General features: G+C 33.0%; 25 protein-coding genes. 13 read left to right on the top strand and 12 right to left on the bottom strand.

The genetic code is table 11. From position 1 onward, the window contains the following. Positions 1-13 precede the first annotated feature (13 nt). From AC8GF4_RS18205 to AC8GF4_RS18185, 5 genes are all read left to right on the top strand, one after another. Positions 14-310 (top strand): hypothetical protein, encoded by a 297-nt coding sequence (locus AC8GF4_RS18205; RefSeq protein WP_506596808.1) that lies wholly within the window; start codon positions 14-16, stop codon positions 308-310. A gap of 60 nt (positions 311-370) precedes the next feature. Continuing rightward, a complete protein-coding gene (locus AC8GF4_RS18200) occupies positions 371-1,642 on the top strand; it encodes a YaiO family outer membrane beta-barrel protein (protein WP_506596806.1) in 1,272 nt (423 codons plus the stop codon). A gap of 218 nt (positions 1,643-1,860) precedes the next feature. Continuing rightward, positions 1,861-4,083 carry a glycoside hydrolase family 20 protein gene (locus AC8GF4_RS18195; RefSeq protein WP_506596805.1) on the top strand — a complete coding sequence of 741 codons (2,223 nt, stop codon included), beginning with the start codon at positions 1,861-1,863 and terminating at the stop codon, positions 4,081-4,083. Between the two features lie 311 nt (positions 4,084-4,394). Continuing rightward, positions 4,395-4,817 (top strand): response regulator transcription factor, encoded by a 423-nt coding sequence (locus AC8GF4_RS18190; protein WP_506596803.1) that lies wholly within the window; start codon positions 4,395-4,397, stop codon positions 4,815-4,817. 303 nt (positions 4,818-5,120) lie between these two features. After that, the gene (locus AC8GF4_RS18185; protein WP_506596801.1) at positions 5,121-6,473 is read left to right on the top strand and encodes a DEAD/DEAH box helicase; all 1,353 of its coding nucleotides are present in this window, start codon (positions 5,121-5,123) and stop codon (positions 6,471-6,473) included. Between the two features lie 88 nt (positions 6,474-6,561). On the opposite strand, the gene AC8GF4_RS18180 is transcribed toward AC8GF4_RS18185, so the two are convergent. The 3 genes from AC8GF4_RS18180 to AC8GF4_RS18170 all read right to left on the bottom strand — a co-directional run bounded on the left by AC8GF4_RS18180 (position 6,562) and on the right by AC8GF4_RS18170 (position 8,495). Beyond that, positions 6,562-7,695 carry a lactonase family protein gene (locus tag AC8GF4_RS18180; protein WP_506596800.1) on the bottom strand — a complete coding sequence of 378 codons (1,134 nt, stop codon included), beginning with the start codon at positions 7,693-7,695 and terminating at the stop codon, positions 6,562-6,564. Between the two features lie 7 nt (positions 7,696-7,702). Then, positions 7,703-8,197: a BRO-N domain-containing protein gene (locus AC8GF4_RS18175; protein WP_506596799.1), complete on the bottom strand. Its 495-nt coding sequence runs from the start codon at positions 8,195-8,197 to the stop codon at positions 7,703-7,705. Between the two features lie 67 nt (positions 8,198-8,264). Continuing rightward, complete coding sequence (locus tag AC8GF4_RS18170; protein WP_506596797.1) at positions 8,265-8,495, bottom strand: BRO-N domain-containing protein; 231 nt, start codon at positions 8,493-8,495, stop codon at positions 8,265-8,267. 509 nt (positions 8,496-9,004) lie between these two features. Between AC8GF4_RS18170 and AC8GF4_RS18165 the strand changes: the two genes are divergently transcribed. From AC8GF4_RS18165 to AC8GF4_RS18150, 4 genes are all read left to right on the top strand, one after another. Then, positions 9,005-10,933 (top strand): BatA domain-containing protein, encoded by a 1,929-nt coding sequence (locus AC8GF4_RS18165; RefSeq protein WP_506596795.1) that lies wholly within the window; start codon positions 9,005-9,007, stop codon positions 10,931-10,933. Positions 10,934-10,966: 33 nt separating this feature from the next. Further along, entirely contained in the window at positions 10,967-12,226 is a 1,260-nt protein-coding gene (locus AC8GF4_RS18160; protein WP_506596793.1) for a dihydroorotase, read from the top strand. Next, the gene (locus AC8GF4_RS18155) at positions 12,226-12,552 is read left to right on the top strand and encodes a hypothetical protein (RefSeq protein ID WP_506596792.1); all 327 of its coding nucleotides are present in this window, start codon (positions 12,226-12,228) and stop codon (positions 12,550-12,552) included. Before AC8GF4_RS18160 ends, AC8GF4_RS18155 begins: the two co-directional genes overlap by 1 nt. 106 nt (positions 12,553-12,658) lie before the next feature. Then, positions 12,659-13,306 carry an alpha/beta hydrolase gene (locus tag AC8GF4_RS18150; RefSeq protein WP_506596790.1) on the top strand — a complete coding sequence of 216 codons (648 nt, stop codon included), beginning with the start codon at positions 12,659-12,661 and terminating at the stop codon, positions 13,304-13,306. A 68-nt stretch (positions 13,307-13,374) separates the two neighbouring features. Here AC8GF4_RS18150 and AC8GF4_RS18145 read toward each other — a convergent pair whose 3' ends face one another. Continuing rightward, complete coding sequence (locus AC8GF4_RS18145; protein WP_506596789.1) at positions 13,375-13,875, bottom strand: hypothetical protein; 501 nt, start codon at positions 13,873-13,875, stop codon at positions 13,375-13,377. A gap of 12 nt (positions 13,876-13,887) precedes the next feature. Further along, positions 13,888-14,652, bottom strand: coding sequence for an MBL fold metallo-hydrolase (locus AC8GF4_RS18140; RefSeq protein WP_506596788.1), 765 nt, complete (start codon positions 14,650-14,652; stop codon positions 13,888-13,890). 98 nt (positions 14,653-14,750) lie between these two features. Between AC8GF4_RS18140 and AC8GF4_RS18135 the strand changes: the two genes are divergently transcribed. Beyond that, the gene (locus tag AC8GF4_RS18135; RefSeq protein WP_506596787.1) at positions 14,751-16,214 is read left to right on the top strand and encodes a TonB-dependent receptor; all 1,464 of its coding nucleotides are present in this window, start codon (positions 14,751-14,753) and stop codon (positions 16,212-16,214) included. Between the two features lie 84 nt (positions 16,215-16,298). On the opposite strand, the gene bcp is transcribed toward AC8GF4_RS18135, so the two are convergent. Then, positions 16,299-16,751 carry a thioredoxin-dependent thiol peroxidase gene (bcp, locus tag AC8GF4_RS18130; protein WP_506596785.1) on the bottom strand — a complete coding sequence of 151 codons (453 nt, stop codon included), beginning with the start codon at positions 16,749-16,751 and terminating at the stop codon, positions 16,299-16,301. Positions 16,752-16,902: 151 nt separating this feature from the next. Between bcp and AC8GF4_RS18125 the strand changes: the two genes are divergently transcribed. Continuing rightward, on the top strand, positions 16,903-17,559 hold the full coding sequence (locus AC8GF4_RS18125) for an endonuclease III domain-containing protein (RefSeq protein WP_506596784.1): 657 nt from the start codon (positions 16,903-16,905) through the stop codon (positions 17,557-17,559). Between the two features lie 106 nt (positions 17,560-17,665). Here AC8GF4_RS18125 and AC8GF4_RS18120 read toward each other — a convergent pair whose 3' ends face one another. After that, positions 17,666-17,809: a hypothetical protein gene (locus tag AC8GF4_RS18120; RefSeq protein ID WP_506596782.1), complete on the bottom strand. Its 144-nt coding sequence runs from the start codon at positions 17,807-17,809 to the stop codon at positions 17,666-17,668. A gap of 54 nt (positions 17,810-17,863) precedes the next feature. Further along, complete coding sequence (locus tag AC8GF4_RS18115; RefSeq protein WP_506596781.1) at positions 17,864-18,448, bottom strand: RNA polymerase sigma factor; 585 nt, start codon at positions 18,446-18,448, stop codon at positions 17,864-17,866. Between the two features lie 305 nt (positions 18,449-18,753). Here AC8GF4_RS18115 and AC8GF4_RS18110 point away from each other — a divergent pair, with 305 nt between their 5' ends. Continuing rightward, the gene (locus tag AC8GF4_RS18110; RefSeq protein WP_506596780.1) at positions 18,754-18,957 is read left to right on the top strand and encodes a DUF2683 family protein; all 204 of its coding nucleotides are present in this window, start codon (positions 18,754-18,756) and stop codon (positions 18,955-18,957) included. Then, positions 18,948-19,166 carry a Txe/YoeB family addiction module toxin gene (locus AC8GF4_RS18105; protein ID WP_506596778.1) on the top strand — a complete coding sequence of 73 codons (219 nt, stop codon included), beginning with the start codon at positions 18,948-18,950 and terminating at the stop codon, positions 19,164-19,166. Before AC8GF4_RS18110 ends, AC8GF4_RS18105 begins: the two co-directional genes overlap by 10 nt. A 118-nt stretch (positions 19,167-19,284) precedes the next feature. On the opposite strand, the gene AC8GF4_RS18100 is transcribed toward AC8GF4_RS18105, so the two are convergent. The 4 genes from AC8GF4_RS18100 to AC8GF4_RS18085 form a co-directional block, all read right to left on the bottom strand. Continuing rightward, entirely contained in the window at positions 19,285-20,847 is a 1,563-nt protein-coding gene (locus tag AC8GF4_RS18100) for a sugar porter family MFS transporter (protein ID WP_506596776.1), read from the bottom strand. A gap of 248 nt (positions 20,848-21,095) precedes the next feature. Then, the gene (locus AC8GF4_RS18095; protein ID WP_506596775.1) at positions 21,096-22,805 is read right to left on the bottom strand and encodes a family 16 glycosylhydrolase; all 1,710 of its coding nucleotides are present in this window, start codon (positions 22,803-22,805) and stop codon (positions 21,096-21,098) included. A gap of 306 nt (positions 22,806-23,111) precedes the next feature. Beyond that, positions 23,112-24,548: an MFS transporter gene (locus AC8GF4_RS18090; protein WP_506596773.1), complete on the bottom strand. Its 1,437-nt coding sequence runs from the start codon at positions 24,546-24,548 to the stop codon at positions 23,112-23,114. A 168-nt stretch (positions 24,549-24,716) separates the two neighbouring features. Continuing rightward, positions 24,717-25,991, bottom strand: a complete 1,275-nt coding sequence (locus tag AC8GF4_RS18085) for a glycoside hydrolase family 17 protein (RefSeq protein WP_506596771.1) — start codon at positions 25,989-25,991, stop codon at positions 24,717-24,719. Positions 25,992-25,996 lie beyond the last annotated feature (5 nt).

The following is a 25,996-nucleotide window of genomic DNA, read 5'->3' as shown; positions in this document are numbered from 1 at the left end:
TGCTAAAACACCAATGGCTATTTACGAAGTCTTCATAGGATTATTTTCCAATTTTTATATTTTGATGTATTTAATAGCAGCCGTTTTATTCTATATAGCCGTTAAAAAATACCTCAATACTAATTTTTTGTTTTCAAATATTGTTTTAATAAAATTCAATCCTATTTCTGATGAAACAGTTATCGAACCCATTTTCAATAAAGGAATGCTAATGTTTTTAAAAATTAAACCTTTTATGTACCATCCTAAAAATATTTTTGCCTATTTAAAAGGGCATTACCATTTTTCAATACAAAATCAACAAAATTAGGAATAGATAAAAAAAGCAATTTTTATTATACAGATGGATAAATTTTAAAATAAAATTATTATGAAATATAGAAATCATATTAAAACGATACTCACCCTTTTACTCGTATTTGGATTTGCCAAAAACGAATCTATTTTTGCCCAAAAAATAAACGTTGATAGTCTTTTGACTGTTGCTGTACAAGAAGTAAATAAAGATAAAAACTACGGATCTGCATTGAAAAAAACGCAATTGGGAATGAAACTGGCTCCCAATTATTTGGATTTTCATCTATTAACAGGCCGAATTTATCAGCTGACTAATATCAAAGACAGCGCTCGATACTTTTACAATTATGTCATAGACAAAAATCCTGTTTATCAAGATGCATTTACCTATTTGATCAATATGGATATCGAAGAAAAAAACTATTCCGAAGCCCAAATTGTAGTAGATAAAGCTATCGAAGCCCATCCTGAAAAAAAAGATTTTAGGTACAAAAAACTTATTATTTACGAACTTCAAGAAGAAAAAGAAAAAAGCGAAGCTTACTTGAAAGAAATACAAGCAATGTATCCAATGGACTCTGATCTTAAACTGCATTCTTACATTGCCGCTAACCGATTAAAATCCGATCGTATAGGAGTTAATTACAACTTCACCTGTTTTAATCGTTCAGGTTATGGCCCTTGGCATTTTGGAAGTTTACAATACATCAGGCAACGGGATTGGGGTTCGGCGATTGCAAGAATCAATTATTCCAATCGGTATGCTGATGGTCAAAGTGTAATAAATGGAATTCAATACGAAGCCGAAACTTATCTTTTTACAAGCAAAAACAGTTATTCTTATGCAGGCGCTAGTTATAGTAACGACCCCGTTTTTCCGAAACTAAGATTGGGGTATTCCTTTTTTCACAATTTCAAAAAAGGATGGGAAGCTGATTTGGGCATACGTTATATTAACACCGATGAAACCAATTTTACAACTGCAGTACTCGGATTTGGAAAATATTTAGGATCGTATTGGCTCAATCTAAGGTCGTATTTGCAGTTTGACAACAGTACAGTATATCCCGCTTTTACGCTTACCAGCCGTTATTATTTCAACACCCGATTTGATTACCTAACACTAATTGCAGGTTATGGAACTTCGCCCGATGAAAGAACTACATTGGGACAAATAAATCAAAGGCTTTCGCTTGATTCCTTTAGAATTGGTGGAGGATACTACCGTCTTTTTGGGAAAAATTACGTAACAGGTATACAACTTTCGGTAAATAACCAAGAGTATGTACCCGGTTTTAAACAAATCGAAACCGAAATTGCTTTGGTATTTCAATATCAATTTTAGTGCAAATAGCAACCTTTTTTTATAGATATAGTTTTAATTTTAACTAATTTAGGCGTGCCCCTTCGTGAAAAACTACGGGTCGTGCTGTTCGTTCCCGCTTTTATTATTTTCAGTTGCCACGGGTTTAAACCCGAGGCAATTGAAAATAAAAAGAGCTCCACTGCCATCACTCACGCAGTTGACTGATTAAAAACAAATTGAACTTTAAAAAACATTAATTGCCAAACAAATACATACATATAGCAACTGCTTTTTTATTCTTTTTAAACGGCACTATTATGGCTCAAAATTCAATTAACTTTTCACAAACAAAAGAACAACAAATCTCTATACTTACTACAAGTACTGAGACCAAAAGTCCAGCTGCACTATTGAAATCGTATTTGGATCAAGCTTTTGAGTATCCTTTCCTGATTCAATTTGATACAAAAATTGCAGGAACTCAAAACAAAATAATATTAAAAATCACTGGCGATTACAGCACAATTCAAGAAAATGCTTTCATCATCAAAAGTGATGACAAAAACATTGAATTGATTGGTTCCAATGAAAAAACGTTGCGTTATGCCGTTTATACTTTATTGGAAATCTGGGGATTTAGAAAATACACTGCAAAAGACAATTTTATACCCAAACTAAAACAAGTCTCCTTCCCAAAAAACACTACTCAATCCTACAAACCCTCTTTTGAATACCGAGCTTTACTTTATCCCGATTGTTATGACGAAGCCTTTAGAGACTGGCACAAACTAGACTGGCACATCAATGATTTTGGAATTTGGGGGCATTCATTTAATAAATTATTGGATGTAAAAATCAATTTCAAAACCAATCCCGAATTTTTTGCGCTGTACGAAGGCCAAAGAAATAGTGAATCGTTTTGTATGACAAATGACACAGTAGTCGAAATTGTAACCAAAAAAATGAGCGAAATTATTACTCAAAATCCCAATGCTCGTTTTTTCTCAGTAAGCCAAAATGATGATGTTGTTTACTGTGAATGTGAAAATTGCAAAGCATTAAACGAAAAACACGGTGGACCACAAGGCTCGTTTTATTACTTTCTGAATAAAATTGCCAAACAATTTCCAAACACCAAAATCACGACATTAGCTTATCTTCATACCTATCACGCTCCAGTAAATATAAAAATAGAACCCAATATTTACACGCTTTTTTGTCCGATACAAATGAATCGCGGTAAAGCCATTGTAGAATCTCCTCGCAATAAAGGTTTTTTGGACATACTTAATAATTGGAGTACAACCGCATCACATTTATACTTATGGGATTATACGGTGGAATTCACCAACTACCTCTCTCCTTTTCCAAATTTGCATACTTTTTCAAAAAACTATAAACTCTATGAACAAAATCAGGTGAAAGGTCTTTTTGTGCAAGGATATTCAGATGTCCCTGGAGAATTATACGAGTTAAGGCAGTATCTTTTGGCCAAAATCATTTGGAATACCCAAACCGATACAGAAGCCGTAACCAATGATTTCCTGAACGGATTTTATGGTGAAGCAGGTACTTTTGTTAAAAAATACATCGACTTGCTCACTCAATACCAAGAAAACACCGATTGCTATCTCGACATTTACACAGATCCCATTCAAAACAGAAATAGCTTTCTCACTCCCGAAGCTATGGATCAATACGACCAAATCATTGATCAAGCAGAAAAGGTGGTCAAAGACAATTCAATATTGGCAAAACGTGTTTTAAAATTGAGACTGGCACTGGAATATGCCTATTTTGAGCAAGCCAAGTTTTATGGCAAAGACAGACACGGAATGTTTGCTGGAACTAACCAAGAAGACCAAGGAAAACAATTAAGGGAGAGAGTACTCAACTTTACTAAAAGCTGTACTGATTTTGGAATCTACGAACTCAGTGAAGGCGGACTTTCTCCTGATCAATACTATGAAGAATGGCTGGCAATAGAACAAAATGCTGTTAGCCATTTGGGCGAAAAGTTAGAAGTCCAATTTTTGACACCTCCATCTGATGAAAACAAAGGCAAAGGAAGTTATGGATTGGTTGACGGCGTTCGTGGGTACAAAAATCCATCTATCAACTGGATTGGTTGGTACGGAATAAATCCAGAAATTGGAATAAATATCCAGAAATTAGATTTCAACACCATTATAATCAATTCCTTAAGCGATCAAAGACACTGGATTTTCACACCAAATAAAATAAGTATCTATGGACTCAAAAAAGACAAATGGCAACTTATCACTGAATTAGAAAGTGATGGAGTAGTAGAAAATACAGAAGTTACTATAAAACATTGGAAATTTAAATCGGATAAATTCAAGCGTTATGATATGCTTAAGATTGTAGTTGACAATCTAGAAGAACTACCGATTTGGAGAAAACGAAAAAACAAAAAATCAATGGTAATGCTTGATGAGATTGAATTGTATGAAAATTAATCCTTAGCATTTTTTGGTAACTCAAACTACTTCTGAAGCCAAATATCCTTCTATTACTATATCCCTAATAGTTATCTTTTTTATCGTTGGATATTTTAGCTAATCCTTTTAAAGAGCTAAATCATCTATAAAAATTAAGACCAATTTAAGAGTCTTTATCAAAACTTTATGCTTTATCAAAACATAGTTGAATAATTTGGCACAGTTGTTGATATCTTAAAACAAATGCATTTCAACAGATTTAAATAACACTTTATCGGTTTTATTAAAATAAATAATGCACCATTTAAGTATACAATAAAAAACAAACTATGAATAATTCAGATTTAAAAATACTAATTGCAGAAGATGATGTATTGATGATCAAAATTCTTGAATTCATTCTTAAAAAAGAAGGATACCAAGTTACGTCATGCAAAGATGGTTTGAGTGCTATTGAAAAAATACCTGTACTTATCCCCGATTTGATTATCACCGACATTATGCTTCCGTTTCGTTCTGGATTGGAGATCATTGGGTATTCCAAAGAAAATTTCGAACACATCCCTGTTATCGTGGTCTCCTCATTGGGAGAAGAAGAAGGAACTGTGGTCGAAGCATTTCATCTTGGAGCTGATGATTTTGTTTCCAAACCTTTTAACCCAACCGAATTGTTACTTAGAGTAAAACGTTTGTTTGCCATTAGAAATCGAAGTTTAAAACCAAATGAATTGAAAGTGAGTATTAGTGCTTAAAAAAGTTGCTTATCATTCCAATAACAAATTTAAATACCGCAAAAACCTCTATTCGCTATTTTAACAATAGTAAATAGAGTTTTTTTTTGATTTGTTAACGAACTTATAGATCTAGATCTTCCCAAAAAATCACTAATAATGGCTCTTTAGCCGCGACAGAAAGGAAAATCCTTTTGTAGAGACGGGTTTGAAACCCGTCTCTACAAAAGATTGGGATGATGGCGGGAACGATAACGGCTGAAAATGCCTATTGCTTCGCTCCTTAGTTTCAAAAAACCTATCTTTGCACAAAATTTACATACAATGAGCACTTTCGAACAATTCAATCTCCCTAAATCGGTCCAAAAAGCGATAGACGATTTAGGCTTTACGTCCCCTACTCCTATTCAGGAAAAGACTTTTTCTGTGATAATGTCTGGTCGTGATATGATGGGAATTGCACAAACAGGTACGGGTAAAACATTTGCCTATTTATTGCCTTTATTAAAATTATACAAATTTACTCCAGGTCATACTCCAAAAATAGTAATCCTTGTTCCTACTCGTGAACTTGTGGTTCAGGTGGTGGAAGAAGTCGAAAAACTGACCAAATACATGTCGGTTCGTACGGTTGGAATTTTTGGTGGTGTGAACATCAATACCCAAAAAACAACGGTTTATCAAGGTTGCGACATTCTTGTGGGAACTCCTGGAAGAATCATGGATTTGACATTGGACAACGTCATCCGTTTTGAGGAAATGCAAAAACTGGTTATCGATGAGTTTGACGAAATGTTGAATTTAGGTTTCCGTACCCAATTGACCGCTATATTGGCTATGATGCCAAAAAAACGTCAAAACATATTGTTCTCGGCAACGATGACAGAGGAAGTTGATGCTATTTTGAATGACTATTTTGATTATCCCGAAGAAGTAACACTTTCTGCATCGGGAACACCTTTGGAAAATATTTCACAATCGAGTTACTTGGTTCCAAATTTTAATACCAAAATCAATCTTTTAAAACATTTATTAGAAACCAAAGAAGACATGAGTCGTGTTTTGGTTTTTGTGAATAACAAAAAGATTTCGGATATGGTTCACGAACGTATCGAAGAAGATTTTGACGGTCAGTTTGGTGTTATTCACTCCAATAAATCTCAGAATTATCGTTTGAGCACCATGGCTTCGTTCCAAGAAGGGAATCTTCGCGGTTTGATTACAACCGATATTATGGCGAGAGGTTTGGACATTTCGAATATTACTCACGTAATCAACTTCGAGATGCCCGAATTACCGGAATTGTACATGCACCGTATTGGTAGAACGGGTCGTGCAGATGCTACAGGAACAGCAATAAGTTTTATAACACCTAGAGAAGAAGAATCAAAAGTGGCCATCGAAATATTGATGAACACCGAATTACCAATCGAGGTTTTCCCAGAAGTAGTAGAGGTTTCGGCTAAATTAATCGAACCGGAAAAAGACAGACAACCGATTAAGTTTTTGATGAAAAAACAAAAACTGGAAGGTGATGGCGCTTTTCAGGAAAAAAGTAAAAAGAACAAAAAAGTCAATTTGGGTGGTCCTGGTGTAACCAAGAAAAAAACGCATGGTTCTGTAAATAGAAACATGCTTAAAAACCAAGCGAAGAAACGTAAGGATAAGAAAAAATAGATTACACTTGATTTTCTTTATTATAAAAAATAGCCCATAATTAAAACTATGGGCTATTTTTTATTTATTCGAAAAGTTACCTAAATAACTATTTCACTTTTTTAGATTTTCCGATTTCACTATTAAAAATCAAACAAACCGGCGAACACAACTCAAACTTTTTACCAGAATCTGTTAGTGTTCCTTTATGTTTATTAATTTTAAAAATTACCACATCATTAGAATATTGATGTGCAACCAAAAGAAACTTTCCGGTTGGATCAATTACAAAGTTTCTAGGGCCTTTCCCCAGTGTACTTGTTTGTCCTTTTAACACTAATTTCCCTTTTCTTTTTATTTTAAAAATTGTTATGTTATTGGCTTCTCCTCTATTCGAGGCATATAAAAATTTTCCATTTGGCGAAATATGTATGTCTGCGGAGCTAAAAACTCCTTTGAAGTCTTTATCCAAAATACTAGTTTCACTCATTTTAGTCAACTTGCCGTTTACATAAGCAAAAGTGACCAATGCACCATCTAATTCTTGCAAAACATAAACGTATTTTCCGTTTTTGCTAAACGTTAAATGTCTTGGTCCACCACCTGCAGTTACAGAGACACTGTCTTTTAATGTTAAAATTTCGGATGAAGCATTTGGATTATAATCATACACATATACTTTGTCATTGCCTAAATCATTGCTCAGAACATATTTCTTATCTGGCGAAAAATAAACCATGTGAACATGTGGTTTTTCTTGTCTTGCCTCATTTCTGCTTTTACCATAATGTTGTATTACTTGCTTGGCTTCGGTTAAACCACCGTCTGGTCTTTTGCCAAAAACAGAAATATTCCCACCAGAATAATTGGCAACTATCACATTTACCTCATCATTGATTAGGTAACAGGGGTCGGCACCTTTGGAGCTTTCTTTATTTATAAAATCCAAGCGTCCGCTGTTGGCATTAAAACCAAATGCACTTACTGTACTTTCAGCACCATTTTCGTTTACTGCATAAACATAATCATTCCCTTTTGAAATCGACAAATAACTTGGATTTGCAATACTATCCGAAGATTTTAGTCTTATAACAGCATTATTGGTATCAAAATCATACACGTAAATCCCTCTACTTTCGCAGAAATTTGTATATGTCCCAACAATAAGATTGAATTTGTTTTTTTGAGCCTGTATTGAAGCTACACTAAAAATGAACAGAAGAAAGAGGTAGATGTTTTTCATTTTCTATTTATATTGAAATTGATTTGTAATTGAAATTGTTATTAAAATTGCCATTGATATTGATGTTGCTTTTTAAACGCTGATTAATCCAACTTTCAGAATAACCCAATAGCAAGTAATGTTGTAACGCTCTATCAATACCTATTTCTGGGTCTTGCATTTCATCAAGCCGTTCGCTTCCTACTTGAGCCAACCAAAGTTTAAAGGGTTCTGCTTTTGGAGATGGAACTGATTGAATGATTCTCAAAAGTCCTTGAGTATTTGAACAATCTGTAGCATATTTTTTACCATCTGCAGCTTCCATCTGCAGTTGTCGACAAATTGTCGATAACTCAATTCCGGAAAGTTTTTCCCGTTTTTTCATTCTATACCAATAGTCTTTTGGGTCTAAACTTTCGGTCAAAACCTGTATAACATCTATTACCGAAAAATACCATTGCTCCTCATTATCATTCCAATGAGAACGGACTTTTTTATCTTCAAATAATTTTATATTGCTCATAATATAATTTAAAATTGAATTGAATAATTCTAAAAATATCTTTGGAACCACCAGCTAATGTTCTTCGTCACCCCCCATTGGTCAACATACTTACCTGGGGACAATTTGTCCCTATGTAGCTTCCTAGCTCGACATCTCTTTTTCTGATTTTTTTTAAATAATCAGTTGGGTTAACGGAATCTGATAATATACCAATAACATCCACAATAGAAAAATACCATTTTTCTTCTTCTTCTTCATTCCACAAAGAACGAACTTGCTTTTGTTCAAATAATTGCAATGCAGTTTCTTTTGTCATTTTACATTTACTTATAAATAGAGAAGGAGCTTTAATCATATTTGCTCCTTAAAAAAAATGATTTATCTGTTGTGGTATTCTTTTTTAAGCTAAAATACTTATTTTCTTCCATATATGTGTATTTTATTTGCAAACTGTCCTATATCGTATGCTTCGCCAGTTCGCTAATACTCGGCTCGCATTTTAATTTATTGTTGTTAAAAGCGATTTCAGAATTAACCAATTTGCTGTCTAATTTGAAAAATAATCACAACATCATAAGAAACTGTCGACAAATTTGTATTTTTGAAGCACAAAAAACAATGAATTCCATTGAATTATATCCTTAGGGTCTGTTAAGAAATAAATGGTACAGAATTGACGAAGTAATTTTGTTGTTTTTCAAGGCAAAAATTATTTTAATAGTAGCGCTTTTAAAAGAATTTTTAACGCAGAAAAAGAGCAAAAGAACAAGACAAAATGTATTAGTTATTTTTTAACAGACCCTTACAAGCAAATCAAACTTTAGAATGCACTTTAAACAACCCGAAATTCTATACTTTTTATTTTTGTTGATTGTTCCAATTTTGGTGCATTTATTTCAATTAAGAAGATTCAAAAAAGAATATTTCACCAATGTCCGTTTCCTAAAAGCGCTTTCGATACAAACCCGAAAAAGTTCCAAAATAAAGAAATGGCTACTTCTTGCAACTAGACTACTTTTGCTGACTTTTATTATTCTGGCATTTGCACAGCCTTTTTTCGAATCCAAAGACAGCAAAAATGCTCATAACGAAATGTACATTATTTTGGACAATTCTTTTAGTATGCAAGCCAAAGGAAAAAAAGGAGAGTTGTTAAAACGTGCCGTACAAGAGCTACTCGAAGAAACTCCAGAAAAGGTAAACTTTTCATTGCTTACCAATACAGACAATTACTGGAATACGGATATAAAAACCATTCGTGCTGAATTGCAAAACCTAAAATACAGTGCGACTCCTTTTCAATTAGACAATATTATAGCCAAAGTCAAAGCACATAAATCTGCTTTCAAAAAAGACATTGTAATAATCACCGATGGGGTTGGTTTAACGCAAAACCAATTAAAAAACATAGGTACAGATAACATTCCGTATTTTATTATTCCAAAAGCGGAACAAAAAAATAACGTATCAATCGACAGTGTTTTTATTAAACAAACACTTGATGATTTCTACGAATTAAGTATCATTTCTACCAACTATGGCGAAGACTTAAAACCTGTTTCTATGGCTTTGTACAATCAAAACAAATTGATTGCCAAAACAATTGTCAACTTCAAAAACAAAAAAGAAACCATCAATTTTACCATTCCAAAACACCCTTTTCATGGATTTGTTTCCATAGAAGACAATGATTTGGGGTATGATAATAAACTATTTTTTAGCATTTCAAAAATCAAAAAAATCAACGTTATCAGTATTGGAGAAATGGACAAGAGTAATTTCTTGGCTCGAATATATACCAATGATGAATTCAATTATCAAAATTATTCTTTAAGTTCCTTGGATTATAACAGCATTGACAAGCAAGATGCCATTGTATTGAATGAAATCAATGAAATTCCACAAGCTTTGCAAACCACATTGAAATCGTTTGTATATAAAGGAGGTAATTTAATTGTAATCCCGTCTGAAACTGCAGTATTACCAAACATCAATACCTTTTTGAATACTTTTGGGAATACAGAATTCAAATCATTAGAATCTGAAGAAAAACAGATTACCAAAATCAACTTTAATCATCCTTTGTTTGCTGGTGTTTTCGAAAATAAAGTAGCTAATTTTCAATATCCAAAAACAAAAAAAGAGTTTGCAGTCTCGAGTGCAAGCCCAACCGTTTTGTCTTATGAAGATCAATCCCCATTTTTAATTGCTTTAAAAAACAAAGTTTCGTCTGTGTTCCTGTTTTCAGCACCATTAAATACTTTGAATTCCAATTTTCAGCAATCGCCATTGATTGTTCCTGTATTTTATAAAATGGCTTTAAGCAAACAAAATAATGGAATTAACGCAAACACCATTGGAGACAATTCACCCTATTTGGTGGATGTTTTACTTTCCAAAGACAACATTTTAACTATAAAAAATCCCGAAGAACAATTTATTCCAGTACAGCAAATATTGAATAATAAAGTCCAAATATTCTTTAATGATTACCCAGAAAAAGCAGGGAATTATTCCATTTACAATCAAAAAACACTTGTTGAAAATATCAGTTTTAATTACCCAAGAACCGAAAGTAATCTCGATCTCACAAACGAAAGTTTAGTATCAAATTACAAAACAAGCGATTCGATTTCAACTATATTTGACACCTTACAAACCAGTAGAAGTGACAATCAAATTTGGAAATGGTTTATTATCTTTGCACTGTTATTTTTAGTACTAGAAATGGCAATAATCAAATTTGTGAAATAACATTCGTTTTATAAAAAGAAAACAACAATACACATGAAAATAATCATCCGAGGCGCAAAAATAATCGATTCAAATAGTCCATTTCACAACCAGACTGTAGATGTTTTAGTTATAGATGGTTTTATAAAAAAAATCGGAACCAAAATTCCAAATTCAGAAAATATCGAAGAACTTACCCTAGAAAATTTACATCTTTCACAAGGATGGTTTGACAGTAGCGTTTCTTTGGGAGAACCTGGTTTTGAAGACCGTGAAACCATTGCAAACGGACTTGATGTTGCTTCCAAAAGTGGTTTTACCGCCATTGCATTACAGCCCAACTCCTTCCCTATTATTGACAATCAATCCCAAGTGAATTTTGTAAAAAACAAGGCAAATGGGTTTGCAACTCAGCTTTTTCCAATTGGAGCTTTGACAAAAGAAAGTCAAGGAAATGATATGGCTGAATTATTCGATATGAAAAACGCTGGAGCAATTGCTTTTGGTGACTACACAAAAAGTACAGAAAACGCCAATCTACTAAAAATAGCACTGCAGTACGTTCAAGATTTTGATGGATTAATTATTGCTTATGCCCAAGATGACAAAATAAAAGGAAATGGTGTAGCCAATGAAGGAATTGTTTCGACTCGTTTGGGCCTAAAAGGCATTCCAGATCTAGCCGAAGAAATACAAATTGCACGAAACTTGTTTTTGTTGGAATACACAGGAGGAAAATTACACATACCAACAATCTCAACAGCAAAATCAGTTCAATTAATCAAAGAAGCTAAGGCAAAAGGATTAAATGTTAGCTGTAGTGTCACGGTTCACCATTTGGTTTTAACCGATGAAAAATTAGAAGAATTTGACACTCGATATAAAGTCACTCCTCCATTACGAACAGAAAACGACAGGCAAGCATTACTCAAAGGCGTTCTAGACAACACCATTGATATGATAACTTCTGACCACAATCCAATTGATATCGAACACAAAAAAATGGAGTTTGACATGGCCAAAAACGGAACAATTGGTTTAGAAAGTGCTTTTGGAGCATTGATGACAGTCCTTCCGCTAGAATCTATTATCAATAAACTTACGCAAGGAAAAGTAACTTTCGGCATTGAAGAAGATAGTATTAGCGAAGACTCAAAAGCAAATTTCACCTTATTTAACCCTGAAGGAAGTAGTGTTTTTACCAAAGAAAATATCCTTTCAAAATCAAAAAACTCAGCCTTTCTGGGAATTGAATTAAAAGGAAATGTATATGGGATTTTGAATCAAGGAAAATTAATTTTAGGACAAAAATAATGAACAACACTATCGAAGCTGGAAAAACAGCTGCTATTACCAGTTATATTCTAGGCATTGGAGTATTTATCGCTATGTCTATGAACTCCGAAGACAAAAATGAATTTGCTTCTTTTCACATTCGTCAAGGATTAGGAATAACACTAACTTTTATATCATTAGGTTTGATTATCAGCAATTTTGATAGTTTAATGATTTCTGCTCCAATGTGGATATTTGTTTCGGTATTATGGTCTTACGGAATATTCAGCGCAATAAAGGGAGAATCCAAACCCATTCCATTACTTGGAGCATACTTTCAAAAATGGCTAAAAAACATTTCTTAAAGAAAATTGCTGCGCCAGTTCGCTATCACTCGATTCCAAAACTCAAATTCCAAATTCCAAGTCCAAGAATTCTAAAATCTGAATTCTAAAATCAAAAATCAAAAAAATGAATCTATCCTTAGAATATAAAATAAGAGAACCCAAAATAATTTTAGACAAAAATCCGCTTATACTTATGCTTCATGGTTACGGAAGCAATGAAGCCGATTTATTTTCGTTTGCACCAGAACTACCCGATGAATATTATGTGATCTCTGCAAGAGCTCCTTATGACTTGCAATACGGAAGTTACGCATGGTACGCAATTAATTTTGATGCCGACCAAAACAAATTTTCAGACAATGATCAAGCAAGAATTTCTAGAGATAAAATTTCAGATTTTATAGATGAAATGATACGTAAATATCCTATTGACTCTAATGATGTAACCCTTTTTGGTTTTAGTCAAGGATCAATTTTAAGCTATGCAGTTGCACTTTCTTATCCAGAAAAAATCAATAAAGTAATAGCTATGAGTGGTTATCTGAATCTAGAAATCGTAGCAGATGATTACCTAAAAAATAATTTGAATAAACTAAATATATTTGCTTCTCACGGAACGGTAGATCAAGTGATCCCGGTAGAATGGGCTAGAAAAACAGCTCCAGTTTTAGAAAAATTAGGAATCAACATTACTTACAAAGAATACCCAGTGGGTCACGGAGTTGCACCACAAAATTTCTATGATTTAAAAAATTGGCTTATTGGAAAATAGTTTTCAGTTTTCAGTCGCAGTTTTCAGTCACTGCTGAGACTGAAAACTGCGACTGAAAACTGACATCTTTACTTCTGGTATAAAAAAGTCTGATTTACTTCAAAAGAAACACTTTCATCTTCATTGATAAAGTATTTCAACAATACCTCTCCCCAATATTCTCCATCGCTATAATCGGCAATAATCCAACGGTGGTTTAGGACTTTAACTTTGTTGATACTGAATTTAGTAGCACCCAATTGCTCTTGACCCGTATAAGGATTACCTTTTGGATTTGTATTCAGATCTAATAATTGAGCGGTAACATACGGAATAAGAGTAACACTATTGCGTATTTTATCTGACTTAGCCGATTCAAAATAATTTTGAGCATTTTCATTTTTTTCCAAAGAAAAATAATTGTCATCCGCCCATTTATTGCTGATTGATTTTATACTGTCTTTTAATTTTAATGTTGTTTTTTTATATTTTTCTTGTTCATAATTAACTTCTTTACTTAAAAACATATAAGTATAAATATTAAAAACAACAGACAAGATTAAAGCATAAAGAAAGAGGGATTTTTTCATTAAATATTGGTATTAAAGTTTAATTTCTAAATTATCAAAGGCCAAGAAAACATTCTCCGGAAGTTTATTTTGAACTACTTCATGAAAGCCCAACATATGACTGATGTGTGTAAGATATGCTTTTTCTGGTTTCAACAAAGCTATAAAATCTAAAGCTTCTTGCAAATTAAAATGGGTATTATGAGGTTCTTCTCTCAAAGCATTAACCACCAATACCTTTAGATTTTTAAGCTTTGCTATTTCTGCTTTTTCAATGGTTTTTACATCCGTTAAATAGGCAAAATCATCAATTCTAAAACCAAATACTTGAAGATCTCCGTGCATTACATTTATAGGAATAGCCAATTTATTTCCAATTTGAAAAGAAGAATTATTCTGAATTTCTATAATTTTCACCGAAGGAGCTCCGGGATACTTATTTACAGTTTCAAAAATATAATCAAACCGTTTTTTAATGTTTTCAATTACTCTAGAATGAGCAAATATCGGAATTTCTCCTTGTCTAAAATTAAAAGGACGAATATCATCCAAACCTGCAGTGTGATCTGCATGTTCGTGCGTAAAAAGTATACCATCTACTTTTTTGCAATTGGACATTAACATTTGTTGTCTAAAATCAGGTCCGCAATCGATAACGTAAGAGTAGCTCTCCCAAGAAATCCACACCGAAACCCGAAGTCTTTTATCCTTAGTATCAGTACTTTTACAAACTTCATGATCACTACCGATAATTGGAATTCCTTGAGACGTACCTGTACCTAAAAAATATACCTTCAATTGTGTTTGTTTTTTTTACAAAAATAGGATTAATTTCTCTTTCATTAGAAGCCTAATTAGTTAACTTTGTAACATAATCGCCCTATTTAAAGAAAAAAATGGAAGACATAAAGATAAAATTAAAAGGAGACAAAGTAATTGAGCAAATTCCTTCAATCAAGGACAAAGCACTTCGTATCAATTTAAATGAAAACATTTACGGTACTTTTGCTGAAATAGGAGCTGGTCAAGAAACTGTTAGGCATTTTTTTAGATCAGGTGGTTCATCTGGAACAATTGCAAAAGCGATGTCAGCTTATGACAAAGATTTTAGTGATGCCGTTTATGGAATTGAAGAAGATGGTCGTTATGTAACAGAAAGCCGTCTCAAAAAGATGCTTACTTTTGAAGGCGAACTTATTGAAGAACGATTGAGCAGAACAAAGCATCCGAACAAAATGTTTTTTAGTTATGCCAATACAGTAGCTACAATTGATTTTGCCAAACAGTTCAAAGGACATGGATGGGTTGGAATTCGATATCAATTGGACCCAAACGAAGGGTATAATGAAATCATAATTCACATTCGCTTTAAGGAAACGGATTCAAGATTACAGCAAGAAACATTAGGTGTATTGGGTGTAAACTTGATTTACGGTGCTTTTTATAAATACAATGATCCAAAAAAATTACTACGTTATTTATACGATCACTTAGACAAAGACCAACTTGAGATTGACACCATCAATTTCTCAGGCCCACGATTTGCAGAAGTTGACAATCGTTTGATGAGTTTGCAATTGGTAAAAAACGGCATGACAGATGCGGTAATGTTTAACCCTGATGGCAAAAACATTTTACCAGCTGCTATTTTATACAAAAAAAACATACTCGCTTTTAGAGGAAGTTTCCGTCCTGTTACCAAGGTAAATATGGATATGTACAAGGAATCATTAAAAATGTTCCTTGAAGAAAATAAAGTAGAAAAAGAAAACACCTTAGTGATTTTTGAAATTACGCTTTCCAATCTTCGTTCGGATGGTGAAATTGATGAAAGAGATTTCATGGATCGTGCCGAATTGCTTTGTTCCCTTGGACAAACAGTAATGATTTCCAATTTTCAAGAATATTACAAAGTTGTCGAATACTTCTCTAATTATACCAAAGCAAGAATGGGTCTTGCAATGGGTGTAAACAACCTAGTTGATATCTTTGATGAGAAATACTATCGCCACTTAAGTGGAGGAATACTTGAAGCTTTTGGAAAATTATTCTATCGTGATATGAAAGTATTTTTATATCCAATGCTTGGTGAAGATGGTGAAGTTATAACTTCTGCCAATCTAAAAGTACATCCAAGAATGAAAGAATTATACAAATTCTTTAAATTCAATGGAAAAGTAGTTGATATAGAAGATTACGACCCCGAAATTCTTCAAGTTTTCTCACGTGAAGTATTAAAAATGATTGTTAATGGAAAACCAGGCTGGGAACCAATGTTACCTCCCGGTGTTCCTGAAATCATTAAAGAAAAGCACCTCTTTGGATATCAACCTAATATTCTTTTGGAAACAAATAAATAATCACAAAAGCACTATTTTTATAAATAAACCAAGAAAGACAATTTTGTTTTTCTTGGTTTTTTGTTTAAAACAGCGCATACGCTTTTACTTTAATATTTGATCAGCATGTGCTTTGGTTTTCACCTCCGAAATTACCTCATCTATAATCCCGTTTTCGTCTATTACAAAGGTGGTTCTATGAATCCCATCATACTCTTTTCCCATAAATTTTTTGGGACCCCAAACTCCAAAAGCATTGATTACCGTTTTATCTTCGTCTGCTAATAAAGGAAAAGGCAATTCATATTTGTCTTTGAATTTGGCTTGTGCTTTTGCACTATCGGCACTTACTCCCAATAATGCGTAATTATTGGCTTGAAAGCGTTCAAAATTATCTCTTAAATCACAGGCTTCAGTGGTACAACCAGATGTGGATGCTTTAGGATAAAAGAAAACAACTAATTTTTTACCTGTATAATCGGCGAGTTGATGTGATTTACCATCTTGATCAAGACTGGAAAAGCTAGGCGCTTGATCTCCTTTTTTTAATGTGGTCATGTTTTGAGTTGCTAAGTTTCTAAGATGCTAAGATACTAAGTTTTGTAAAAAATGACATTCAAATTCAATTCAAAAACTAAATAATACTATTTTTACATTCAAAAAAAGTCTTAGAAACTTAGATTCTTAGTAACTCAGTAACTTAAAAAAAATGAATAAACAGGAACGTGTAACTTTTGTTATAAATACGTTAAAAGAATTATATCCAACTATACCTATTCCGTTGGATCATAAAGATCCTTATACATTATTGATTGCGGTTTTGCTTTCGGCACAATGTACAGATGTGCGTGTGAATCAGATCACGCCTTTGCTTTTTGCCAAGGCTGACAATCCTTATGATATGATAAAAATGTCGGTAGAAGAAATTCGGGATATTATTCGCCCCTGCGGATTGTCGCCGATGAAATCGAAGGGAATTCACGGGCTTTCGCATATATTGATTGACAAACACAATGGAGAAGTACCTCAGAGTTTTGAATTCTTAGAAGAATTGCCCGCTGTGGGACATAAAACGGCTAGTGTGGTCATGTCACAAGCTTTTGGAGTTCCTGCATTTCCAGTTGACACTCACATTCATAGATTGATGTACCGATGGAATTTGACCAATGGCAAAAATGTAGTGCAGACCGAAAAAGATGCCAAAAGGATTTTTCCAGAAGAAATTTGGAATGATTTACACCTACAAATTATTTGGTACGGACGGGAATATTCACCTGCAAGAGGTTGGAATTTGGAAAAGGACATTATAACCAGAACTATTGGGAGAAAATCAGTTTTAGACACATACACAAAAAAAGGGAACTAGGATAAACAAAAAATTCCACTAATCTTTCTAGAAAATTAGTGAAATTTTTCGTTCAAGCCAAGCATTTCTAAACTTGAAATTCTTTCTATAAAACAAGAAAGAGAATTTAATTTACTATTAATTCAAAAACCATTTCCTCTGTTTTCATTATTTTTAATGCTTTAGAGTAGTTTAACAAAAAAGAGACCACTTCTTTATTAGGTTTCATTCTTTTAGTAATTTTTAATGCTTTAGAGTAATTCTTTTCCATATAATTTATAAAATGATTGTTTTATAATACAACGGAAGACTTTACTATTTATTGTCAATTTGTTAAAACAATTTGATGTTTATCAATAATTTTTCGCATATTCATGAGTGCGTATCTCATTCTTCCTAATGCTGTATTGATGCTTACCCCAGTCAATTCGGAAATTTCTTTAAAACTCATATCTTGATACATACGCATTACCAAAACTTCTTTTTGATCTGCAGGCAATTCTTCGATAAGTTTTCTGATGTCAATTTCTACTTGATCTGCTATAATTTTGTTTTCAATAGAAAGAGAATCATCAGACATTATAGAAAAAATAGAAAATTCCTCTGTTTCTCTGTAAAGAGGCATTTTTTTTGATTTTCGAAAATGGTCGATTATTAGATTATGGGCAATCCGCATGACCCAAGGTAAGAATTTACCTTCTTCATTGTACGAACTGGTTTTTAAAGTTTTTATAACTTTTATAAATGTATCCTGAAAGATATCATTTGAGACATCTCTATCTGCAATTTTGGAATAAATAAATCCATAAATTTTTGATTCGTGTCTTTTGATTAGTGTAGCCAATGCACTTTCGTCACCGGAAACATAATCCTTTACCAACAAAGCGTCTGATTTTTGTATATTAGCCATAACAATTCCTTTTAGATTAATTAGGTTTGGGGAAATCTTCTAAAAGTAATTTTACTGTATAGGCTTTGTGTTTTTTAACATGTTATTAAGTGGTCAAATTTAACAAATATTTATCTTAATACGCAAGAAAAAAGAGGATAAATGTTATTTTTATTTTAAAAAACTATTAAAAGAAACTAAGAACCTTTTGTGCCTTTGAAAAAAAAAAATGGTTTCAAAAACAGAACTTTGAATTATTAGAAAATAAATACAATTCAAAAAGTATTCTGACTGTAATTTTAATAAATTTGTAAAAACAATTCATTATGACTGCACTAACTGTTAAACCCAAAAACAAAAAAGAACTTTTAATGGTGTCAAAATTTTTAGAAGCTTTTAATGTGAAATTCGAAACCATCGAAGAAGACAAACCATATAACGTTGAATTTGTAGATAGCATATTACAAGCTCGTGAAGATTCTAAACAAGGTAAAGGTATTAAAATAGCACTAGAGGATTTATGGAAGTAATTTTTCTTCCACTTGCAAAAGAGCATCGAGACTTTTGGATTAAAACTGGTAATAAGCCAATCCAAAAGAAAATAAGTGCCTTGATTGGAGACATTTTGAAACATCCTTATGAAGGTATTGGAAAACCTCACGCATTAAAACATAAATTATCCGGTTCATGGGCAAGAAGTATAAATGATGAACATCGGCTAGTCTATGAAATAACTTAAAACGGAGATATTGAAATTCAAAGAATGAAAGGCCATTATTTCGATAAATAAAAAAACCTAAAAATATCAAAGATTGCATTTTGAGGCATCTTCCATTGTTGTTTAAAAAATCAATCAATTATTTAACTAAAACACCTTCCAACTCTTCCAAAGATTTTCCTTTTGTTTCGGGTAATAATTTTATAATTAAGAAAAGGCCTAAAAAAGCAAACACTCCAAATAACAAAAAAGTCAAAGTAGTACCTAATCGAGACAATTCCCAAGGAAACACCAGTTGAATTAGGAAGCTCACCGTTGAATTGACAAAGCCTACAAACGAAATAGCAACACCGCGAATTTTATTTGGAAAAAGTTCCGAAAACAATACCCACATAACTGGCCCAAGAGATATGGCAAATGAAGCAACGAAACCTAAAATACATATTAAAATTAAAGTAGCATTCATTTTTATAGATGCTGTTATAAGTTCTGATTCATATTTATTGGCAACTGCATTCCCAATTGTATTTCTAACTGCACTTTTGAATTCAATATCTGTATCAAAGGTTTTATCATTCAAAAATAACAATTGATCTTTATTAATTTCATTGGGTAATTTAGCAATCGAAATCTCGGTTAATTTGTATGTTGCTGCATTAAAACTATAAACCAAAACAAACATACTCAATGCTATACCACTAACTCCTATTATCAATAATGGTTTTCTTCCTAATTTATCAATAAGAGCCATTGCAATGATTGTAAACACTACATTAACAACACCTACTAAAATTGCTTGTACAAAAGAAGCATCTGTACCTATACCAGATTGTTCAAAAATCATAGGGGCATAGAAGAAAATACAATTTATACCTACAATTTGTTGTAGAACAGCAATTCCAATTCCAATTGTTATTACCAATTTCATAGAAGGTTCAAACAACTCTTTGATGGATATTTTTTCTTTTGGAGTCGAATCTAATTCAATACTTTCTTTAATTTCGGTTACTAACTTTTCAGCTTCTTTTTCATCCCCAATCGTTTTCATTATATCCAAAGCTTCGTTAAACTTTCCTTTCATTATAAGCCATCTAGGACTTTGAGGAACAAAAAACAATAAGAAATAATATAAAATTGCAGGAACAAATTCTATACCCAACATCCATCTCCAATTGTATTCTCTAATTTTTAAAGTTTCAACCCAGCCTGAATTGGACCCAGCTAAATAAACAATAAGATAATTGGTAAAAAATGCTACCGAAAGTCCAATTACAATATTCAACTGATTGAAGGAAACCATTTTTCCGCGTTTGTCCGCAGGAGCAATTTCTGCAATGTACATTGGGGCAATAATCAAAGAAATACCGACTCCAATACCAGCCAACATTCTTGCAAAAACCAAAATAAAAAAGGAAGGTGCGATTGCTGATAAAACAGCCGAAAATGCATACAGTAATGCCGAATATTTTAGAACAATAATCCGACCATATTTGTCACTTATAGGACCCGCAAACATCATCGCTACGGTAGCAGATAATGACAATGAAGCTACTGCCCAACCCAATTCAATTTTTGAAAGTTGAAATTCGGGTTCTATAAATTTTATTACTCCCGAAATAACAGAGGCATCAAAACCCATTAAAAAACCGCCCATTGCTACAACAATAGCAATCAAAGTAACCGAACTTTTTTTGGTTTGCATAACTGTATAGTTTATTTAATATTACCCGTTGGGTGAAATTATTTTTGACCACATAGAAACATAGAATTTATAGTTTTTAAAAGAAAAAGATAGACGTTTTACTACTCACATAGCTATTCTATGTGTGAAATAGTGCTATTTCTATTTATTCTTTGCCTATTTAGCATCCATCTATGATTCTATGTGGTTAAATTTTTATTTTACTTGAATTTCACCCAACGGGTTAATATTATTTTATTCTTGCAATTTTATTTCTTTATGATTTTTATGTTTTGAGTTCCATTTGAGTTTTTTACTTTTAAAAAGTAAAATCCTGGTTTAAAACCATTCATATCCAAATTGTGAGTTGACGGAACTAGCTCTTCGACTAACTTTTTTCCAAATATATCTGTCAAAATAATTTTATTTTGGTCGTCAAATAACTGTAAATACAATATGTTTTCAACAGGATTTGGATAAAAACACTGTTTCAATTCGCTTGATGTTTCAACTCCCAATGTGCAACTATTACCGACTACATAAGAAAAGTATTTTGTCACAGAAAGTCCGCCAGCATAAGCAAATTTAACCGCATAATTGATTGTTGACCCTACGACTTGTCCTGTAATAGTTTTAGTGAAGGTATTTCCAGAAACATTCGCCATTTGTAACTCAGAGAAAGGGGATTGTTTCCATAAATAAGCAACAACTCCAGTTTTGTCCGTATCCAAAAGTTCGAAAGTAATTTTCACATCCGTTCCTGTGGATTGAAAATCATATTTATATCCTAACGAGAATGCACCTTGAGAAGCTTCGGTAGCCGTACCCGAACATTCTGAAGCTGTATTTACTGTTGTTTTTGCACTAATCATAATCGGATTATTGAGAGCGATGTTTCCAGTAGCATCTTTAGCCGAAACAGAAAACGTATAATCTGTATTAGGAGATAAATTGGATACAATCAAAGATTTTTGAACACCAGTTGCACTAGTTGCCGAAGCTGTTCCAGTTTCATAAGAAACGGAATAATTAACATTTCCAGAATCATCGGTACCTTTCAATAGTAATTCTACAGTTGAACCTGTGATTTTCCCCACAGTTGCTGTAAAATTTGCAGGAGCCTGAGTATCCACAGTAGTATTTTGATATACTCTCACATAGTCAATTACCATAGCTGTTTGAGTAAAGTTGGACCCAATTGTTCCTGCAACACCACCCATAGCAATATTCAACAGTACATATTGTTCCTTATCAAATGGCCAGTTGTTGGCATTTTTATTGGTTGGCTTATAGGTATAAAAAACTTTGTCATCCACTAAAAATGAAATTTGATTTGGCGACCAATTCATAGAATAAATATGGTAATTGTCGGCAATATTATTCCCAACAACCACACCACCAATATTAACTGTACTACCTGAAGACGAAGGCGTATGCAAGGCACTTTGAATGTAATTATCGGGTTGAGAACGCGTAATACCGTGTTCCAAGATATCTATTTCGCCACAAGCAGGCCAAGCAGTATTTCCATATTGCCCATCAAAAAAGCCACCATCTTCATTTATATTTTTCCCAAGCATCCACAACGCAGGCCAAGTTCCAGCATCTTTTGGTATTTTTGCTTTAATATCTATTCTACCATATTTAAAAGCAAACTTAGAATTTAAACGTGCCGAAGTATATTGTTTTGTAACTCCTTGGTCCGTAAAACTTTCTTTCTTAGCAACAATATTTAAGAAACCCAAATTCACAAAAGAGTTCGTCGAACTATTGGTATAATGTTGCACTTCATTATTGTACCAACTCCCTCCTGCAGGTATTTGCGTTTGATGAAACCAATTATTAGAATCAACAGCTCCATTTGTATTAAACTCATCCGACCAAACTAAGTCTTTGTAAACCACATCTACTTGTGCGATACAAAATTGAGTAATCAGAAAAAGTAAAAAAGGAATCGTAAATGACGTACAATTATTCATAATAATTAATTTCAGTTTTTATCAATACCTATTATTAGAATTGACGAATTATTTTACAACCTAAGTTCCTTTATTAATTTTTGAAGCAGAAACATTTGGCTTTTTGGGCAACATCGTCCCGTTTTCCGTTGCAATCTTTTAAGCTGAACCCCAGCTTAAAAGGATTTTCACTTCAACCGGGGCTAGGAGTTGAAAATTTGCATTTTAGCCATTATCACACAAGAAGAATTGTACAAATCAAATACCGTTTTGTAAAAAAATTGAACTCTAGTTTAGCAAGATTTCTTCCTTCTCAATATTTTTATCTTAAGATTCTGCAGAACCCTTTTTTCTATTATCTAATTTTGTTTTAATTTCTCTCGCTTTTTCTTCGGTCAAATCGTAATTTCTCATCACCCACATTGCAATCAAAGTCCCCAAAATAGGAATACCCGAGAAGCAAAGTCTTAATCCAGTTATAGCTCCTTCTGGTTGTCTTTCAGCACCCGCTTTGAAAGAAACCAAAGACATAATTACACCCGTTAACAATCCAGCAATGGCAAAACCAAATTTAACCATCCACCAATAAATGGCACCAAAAACACCTTCTCTTCTTTTACCCGACTCCAATTCATCCATATCACAAACATCTGCAGTCATAGACATCATCATAGTAAACAAACTACCAATACCAAAAGCAAAGAAAGGCAAGGCAAACAAGAACAAGTACGGTTTTCCTGGAACAAAAAGTACCCAAAGCAGAATGTATCCAAAAATGGAAATTCCCTGGCAAATTAAAAATGTTTTCTTTTTTTCAATTTTTTTGGACATCCAAGCCACAATCGGAATTACGATAAAAGTCGTTGACAAAGCTCCAATACAGCCAAAAAGTGTTGGCCAAATACCCGCATCAGCAGCTACACCATTAAACAAATAATAAACAATAATGAAAAAAGTAAAACCTGCAACAGTATTAAAGGCATTGAAAATAAAGAAAGTAGCAATACACAATTTTCTGAAAGGTTTATTACCAAACGCTTCTTTGAAATTAATTAAAATTTCTTTCAAACTTCCACCAATAGTTTTAAAGGTTAATGGCGCTAAAGTATCATCAAACTGAGTTGATTTACTTTTGATAAAAACAGCTGGTACCATAGCCAAAATCATAAAAATTACCCCTACCCAAATGGCTAAGGTTCTAGTAGCTGTATCTGCATTTGGAAACCAAGAAGGATCGTACATAACTACCCAAAACCAAGGTGCAATAACCCAAGCCCATTGACCGATCCATTGCGATATAGCCATAATATTGGTTCGTTCATGAAAATCATCACTCATTTCATACCCCATTGCTACATAAGGAACACTGAAAATAGATAAACCAATATGAAATATGAGCGACCAAATAAGGAAAAAAGTAAAATTATACAATACACTATCTTCTCTGTACAATTGCCACATAATGATAAATGCAATTCCCATAATTAAGGAACCAATAAAAACATATTGCCTTCTTCTTCCCCAAACCGATTTTGTATTATCTGAAATAAATCCCATAATAGGATCAAAAAAAGCATCTACAATTCTAGGTACAAAAAACAAAACACCCCACATCCATGAAGGCATTCCTAAATTCTCAACCAAGACCACCATAAAAATTCCTAATGCTGCTGGGAACATTTGATTCGCTAACATGCCCAATCCAAAGGCAATTTTTTGACCCATAGGAACCATTTTTTTGGGATTTAAATTAATACTTTCCATATTTTGAGAATTTTGGGTTATTTTGTTTTATATTATTTTTTATATTATTTTTTATATTATTTTTTAGAATTGAAAACAAATTTGTGTCTATTTGGGTTTTTCAGAATGATGTTAAATTACCTACTCTTTTTTTTAGAAAACAAAACAACCTTTGACAATTGTCTCAAATTAAAATTTATCGGCATTGGTTATTTTTCTTAAAATTGTAGTAGGCGTTTTTACATCCAACCACAACGATTCTTCTTTTCCATTGTAAGTTTTTGTAATGGGTTTTCCGTCTCTCATTAACCCTTTAAAAGCTCCAGTATCAACCATTTCCCAAAGTGCATATTTGGCCTGACCTTGAAGGTTGATTAATCCAAAATGGTTTTCGGAACCTAATGCATTTTTATCTTTCCATTGTTCATCAAATGCTTCAAAGTAAAAAAGAGACTTTTTCTCTTTGTTAGCCCATTCTCTCATGTGTTTGTAATACACTGCCGATTTGTACTCGTCTGTTGCTTTTGAACCTGAATCTCCATAAAACTCATTAGATACAGTAGCCCAACCTGTTTCACCAATATGAATGGGCTTATTTACACCCAAAGACTGCATGTATTTTGAAACTCCATTGTATTGAGCAATACTATAATCTCTTGCTCTGCCTATTGCTGCATTTATTTTTTCACGTTCAGACAACTGTGTTTCATTTTCTAAAATTCCCCAAAAATTAGGATTGTAATGGGTATCATGCATAGGATAGGAATGCATTGAAATATAATCAACTGCTTTTAGGAGTTGATTCAAATCTTCTACGTGGTATTCAGTACTTCCACCGCCCCACGAGGCAAAATTATCGGAGCTTGTTATCCATACCTTTTTGCCTAATTTGTCCTGCTTTTTCAAATCTTGCAGGTAATTTACCCATTTCAATACAATACTTGGTTCAACATAATAAGCCGAAGCCCATTTTACCATTGCTTCATTTCCGACTGATATGATCTTTACGATATCAGGGTACTTGTTTGCTAATCTTACAGCTTCGGCAATTTCTATTGGGTTGCGTTCACTGTCTTCATTCCGGACAAGTGGATTTGCTGTCCATGCATTTTTACAATCAATCCATGCTCCCAACATTACATACATTTCAAAATTAGGATCTTCTTTCTTTATGCTTCTTATTGCTTTTAATAAGTTAGAGATTTCTGTATGATGCACATTATAGGTTCGAAGCACTTTAATATTTATCGCCGAGAGGATTCTTAAATCATCAATTATTTGCGAAACGGTAGGCTCAATGTCCCTGGATTTGCCCCGATAGCCACCATAGCACATGGCTTGATAATTAGGATTCCCCAGTATTTTCTCAGCTGTCATATCAGCAGGCACAGCATTCATGCTCTTGCAATTGCTAAACAATATTGTTACTAACAGCAACACCGACAAAACATTCCTTTTTTTCATTATAT

Source organism: Flavobacterium rarum (SeqCode) (genome assembly GCF_965234445.1).
GTDB classification, from domain to species: Bacteria; Bacteroidota; Bacteroidia; order Flavobacteriales; family Flavobacteriaceae; genus Flavobacterium; species Flavobacterium rarum.
Note: the sequence above shows the minus strand (reverse complement) of the source record. Positions and strands in the feature narration are given on the sequence as shown.

Excerpts from the sequence above, each read along its gene's own strand:
- AC8GF4_RS18205 (WP_506596808.1), top strand. The coding sequence starts at position 14 with ATGGCTATTTACGAAGTCTTCATAGGATTATTTTCCAATTTTTATATT.
- AC8GF4_RS18200 (WP_506596806.1), top strand. The coding sequence starts at position 371 with ATGAAATATAGAAATCATATTAAAACGATACTCACCCTTTTACTCGTA.
- AC8GF4_RS18190 (WP_506596803.1), top strand. The coding sequence starts at position 4,395 with ATGAATAATTCAGATTTAAAAATACTAATTGCAGAAGATGATGTATTG.
- AC8GF4_RS18185 (WP_506596801.1), top strand. The coding sequence starts at position 5,121 with ATGAGCACTTTCGAACAATTCAATCTCCCTAAATCGGTCCAAAAAGCG.
- AC8GF4_RS18180 (WP_506596800.1), bottom strand. The coding sequence starts at position 7,695 with ATGAAAAACATCTACCTCTTTCTTCTGTTCATTTTTAGTGTAGCTTCA.
- AC8GF4_RS18175 (WP_506596799.1), bottom strand. The coding sequence starts at position 8,197 with ATGAGCAATATAAAATTATTTGAAGATAAAAAAGTCCGTTCTCATTGG.
- AC8GF4_RS18170 (WP_506596797.1), bottom strand. The coding sequence starts at position 8,495 with ATGACAAAAGAAACTGCATTGCAATTATTTGAACAAAAGCAAGTTCGT.
- AC8GF4_RS18165 (WP_506596795.1), top strand. The coding sequence starts at position 9,005 with ATGCACTTTAAACAACCCGAAATTCTATACTTTTTATTTTTGTTGATT.
- AC8GF4_RS18160 (WP_506596793.1), top strand. The coding sequence starts at position 10,967 with ATGAAAATAATCATCCGAGGCGCAAAAATAATCGATTCAAATAGTCCA.
- AC8GF4_RS18155 (WP_506596792.1), top strand. The coding sequence starts at position 12,226 with ATGAACAACACTATCGAAGCTGGAAAAACAGCTGCTATTACCAGTTAT.
- AC8GF4_RS18150 (WP_506596790.1), top strand. The coding sequence starts at position 12,659 with ATGAATCTATCCTTAGAATATAAAATAAGAGAACCCAAAATAATTTTA.
- AC8GF4_RS18145 (WP_506596789.1), bottom strand. The coding sequence starts at position 13,875 with ATGAAAAAATCCCTCTTTCTTTATGCTTTAATCTTGTCTGTTGTTTTT.
- AC8GF4_RS18135 (WP_506596787.1), top strand. The coding sequence starts at position 14,751 with ATGGAAGACATAAAGATAAAATTAAAAGGAGACAAAGTAATTGAGCAA.
- bcp (WP_506596785.1), bottom strand. The coding sequence starts at position 16,751 with ATGACCACATTAAAAAAAGGAGATCAAGCGCCTAGCTTTTCCAGTCTT.
- AC8GF4_RS18125 (WP_506596784.1), top strand. The coding sequence starts at position 16,903 with ATGAATAAACAGGAACGTGTAACTTTTGTTATAAATACGTTAAAAGAA.
- AC8GF4_RS18120 (WP_506596782.1), bottom strand. The coding sequence starts at position 17,809 with ATGGAAAAGAATTACTCTAAAGCATTAAAAATTACTAAAAGAATGAAA.
- AC8GF4_RS18115 (WP_506596781.1), bottom strand. The coding sequence starts at position 18,448 with ATGGCTAATATACAAAAATCAGACGCTTTGTTGGTAAAGGATTATGTT.
- AC8GF4_RS18110 (WP_506596780.1), top strand. The coding sequence starts at position 18,754 with ATGACTGCACTAACTGTTAAACCCAAAAACAAAAAAGAACTTTTAATG.
- AC8GF4_RS18105 (WP_506596778.1), top strand. The coding sequence starts at position 18,948 with ATGGAAGTAATTTTTCTTCCACTTGCAAAAGAGCATCGAGACTTTTGG.
- AC8GF4_RS18100 (WP_506596776.1), bottom strand. The coding sequence starts at position 20,847 with ATGCAAACCAAAAAAAGTTCGGTTACTTTGATTGCTATTGTTGTAGCA.
- AC8GF4_RS18095 (WP_506596775.1), bottom strand. The coding sequence starts at position 22,805 with ATGAATAATTGTACGTCATTTACGATTCCTTTTTTACTTTTTCTGATT.
- AC8GF4_RS18090 (WP_506596773.1), bottom strand. The coding sequence starts at position 24,548 with ATGGAAAGTATTAATTTAAATCCCAAAAAAATGGTTCCTATGGGTCAA.
- AC8GF4_RS18085 (WP_506596771.1), bottom strand. The coding sequence starts at position 25,991 with ATGAAAAAAAGGAATGTTTTGTCGGTGTTGCTGTTAGTAACAATATTG.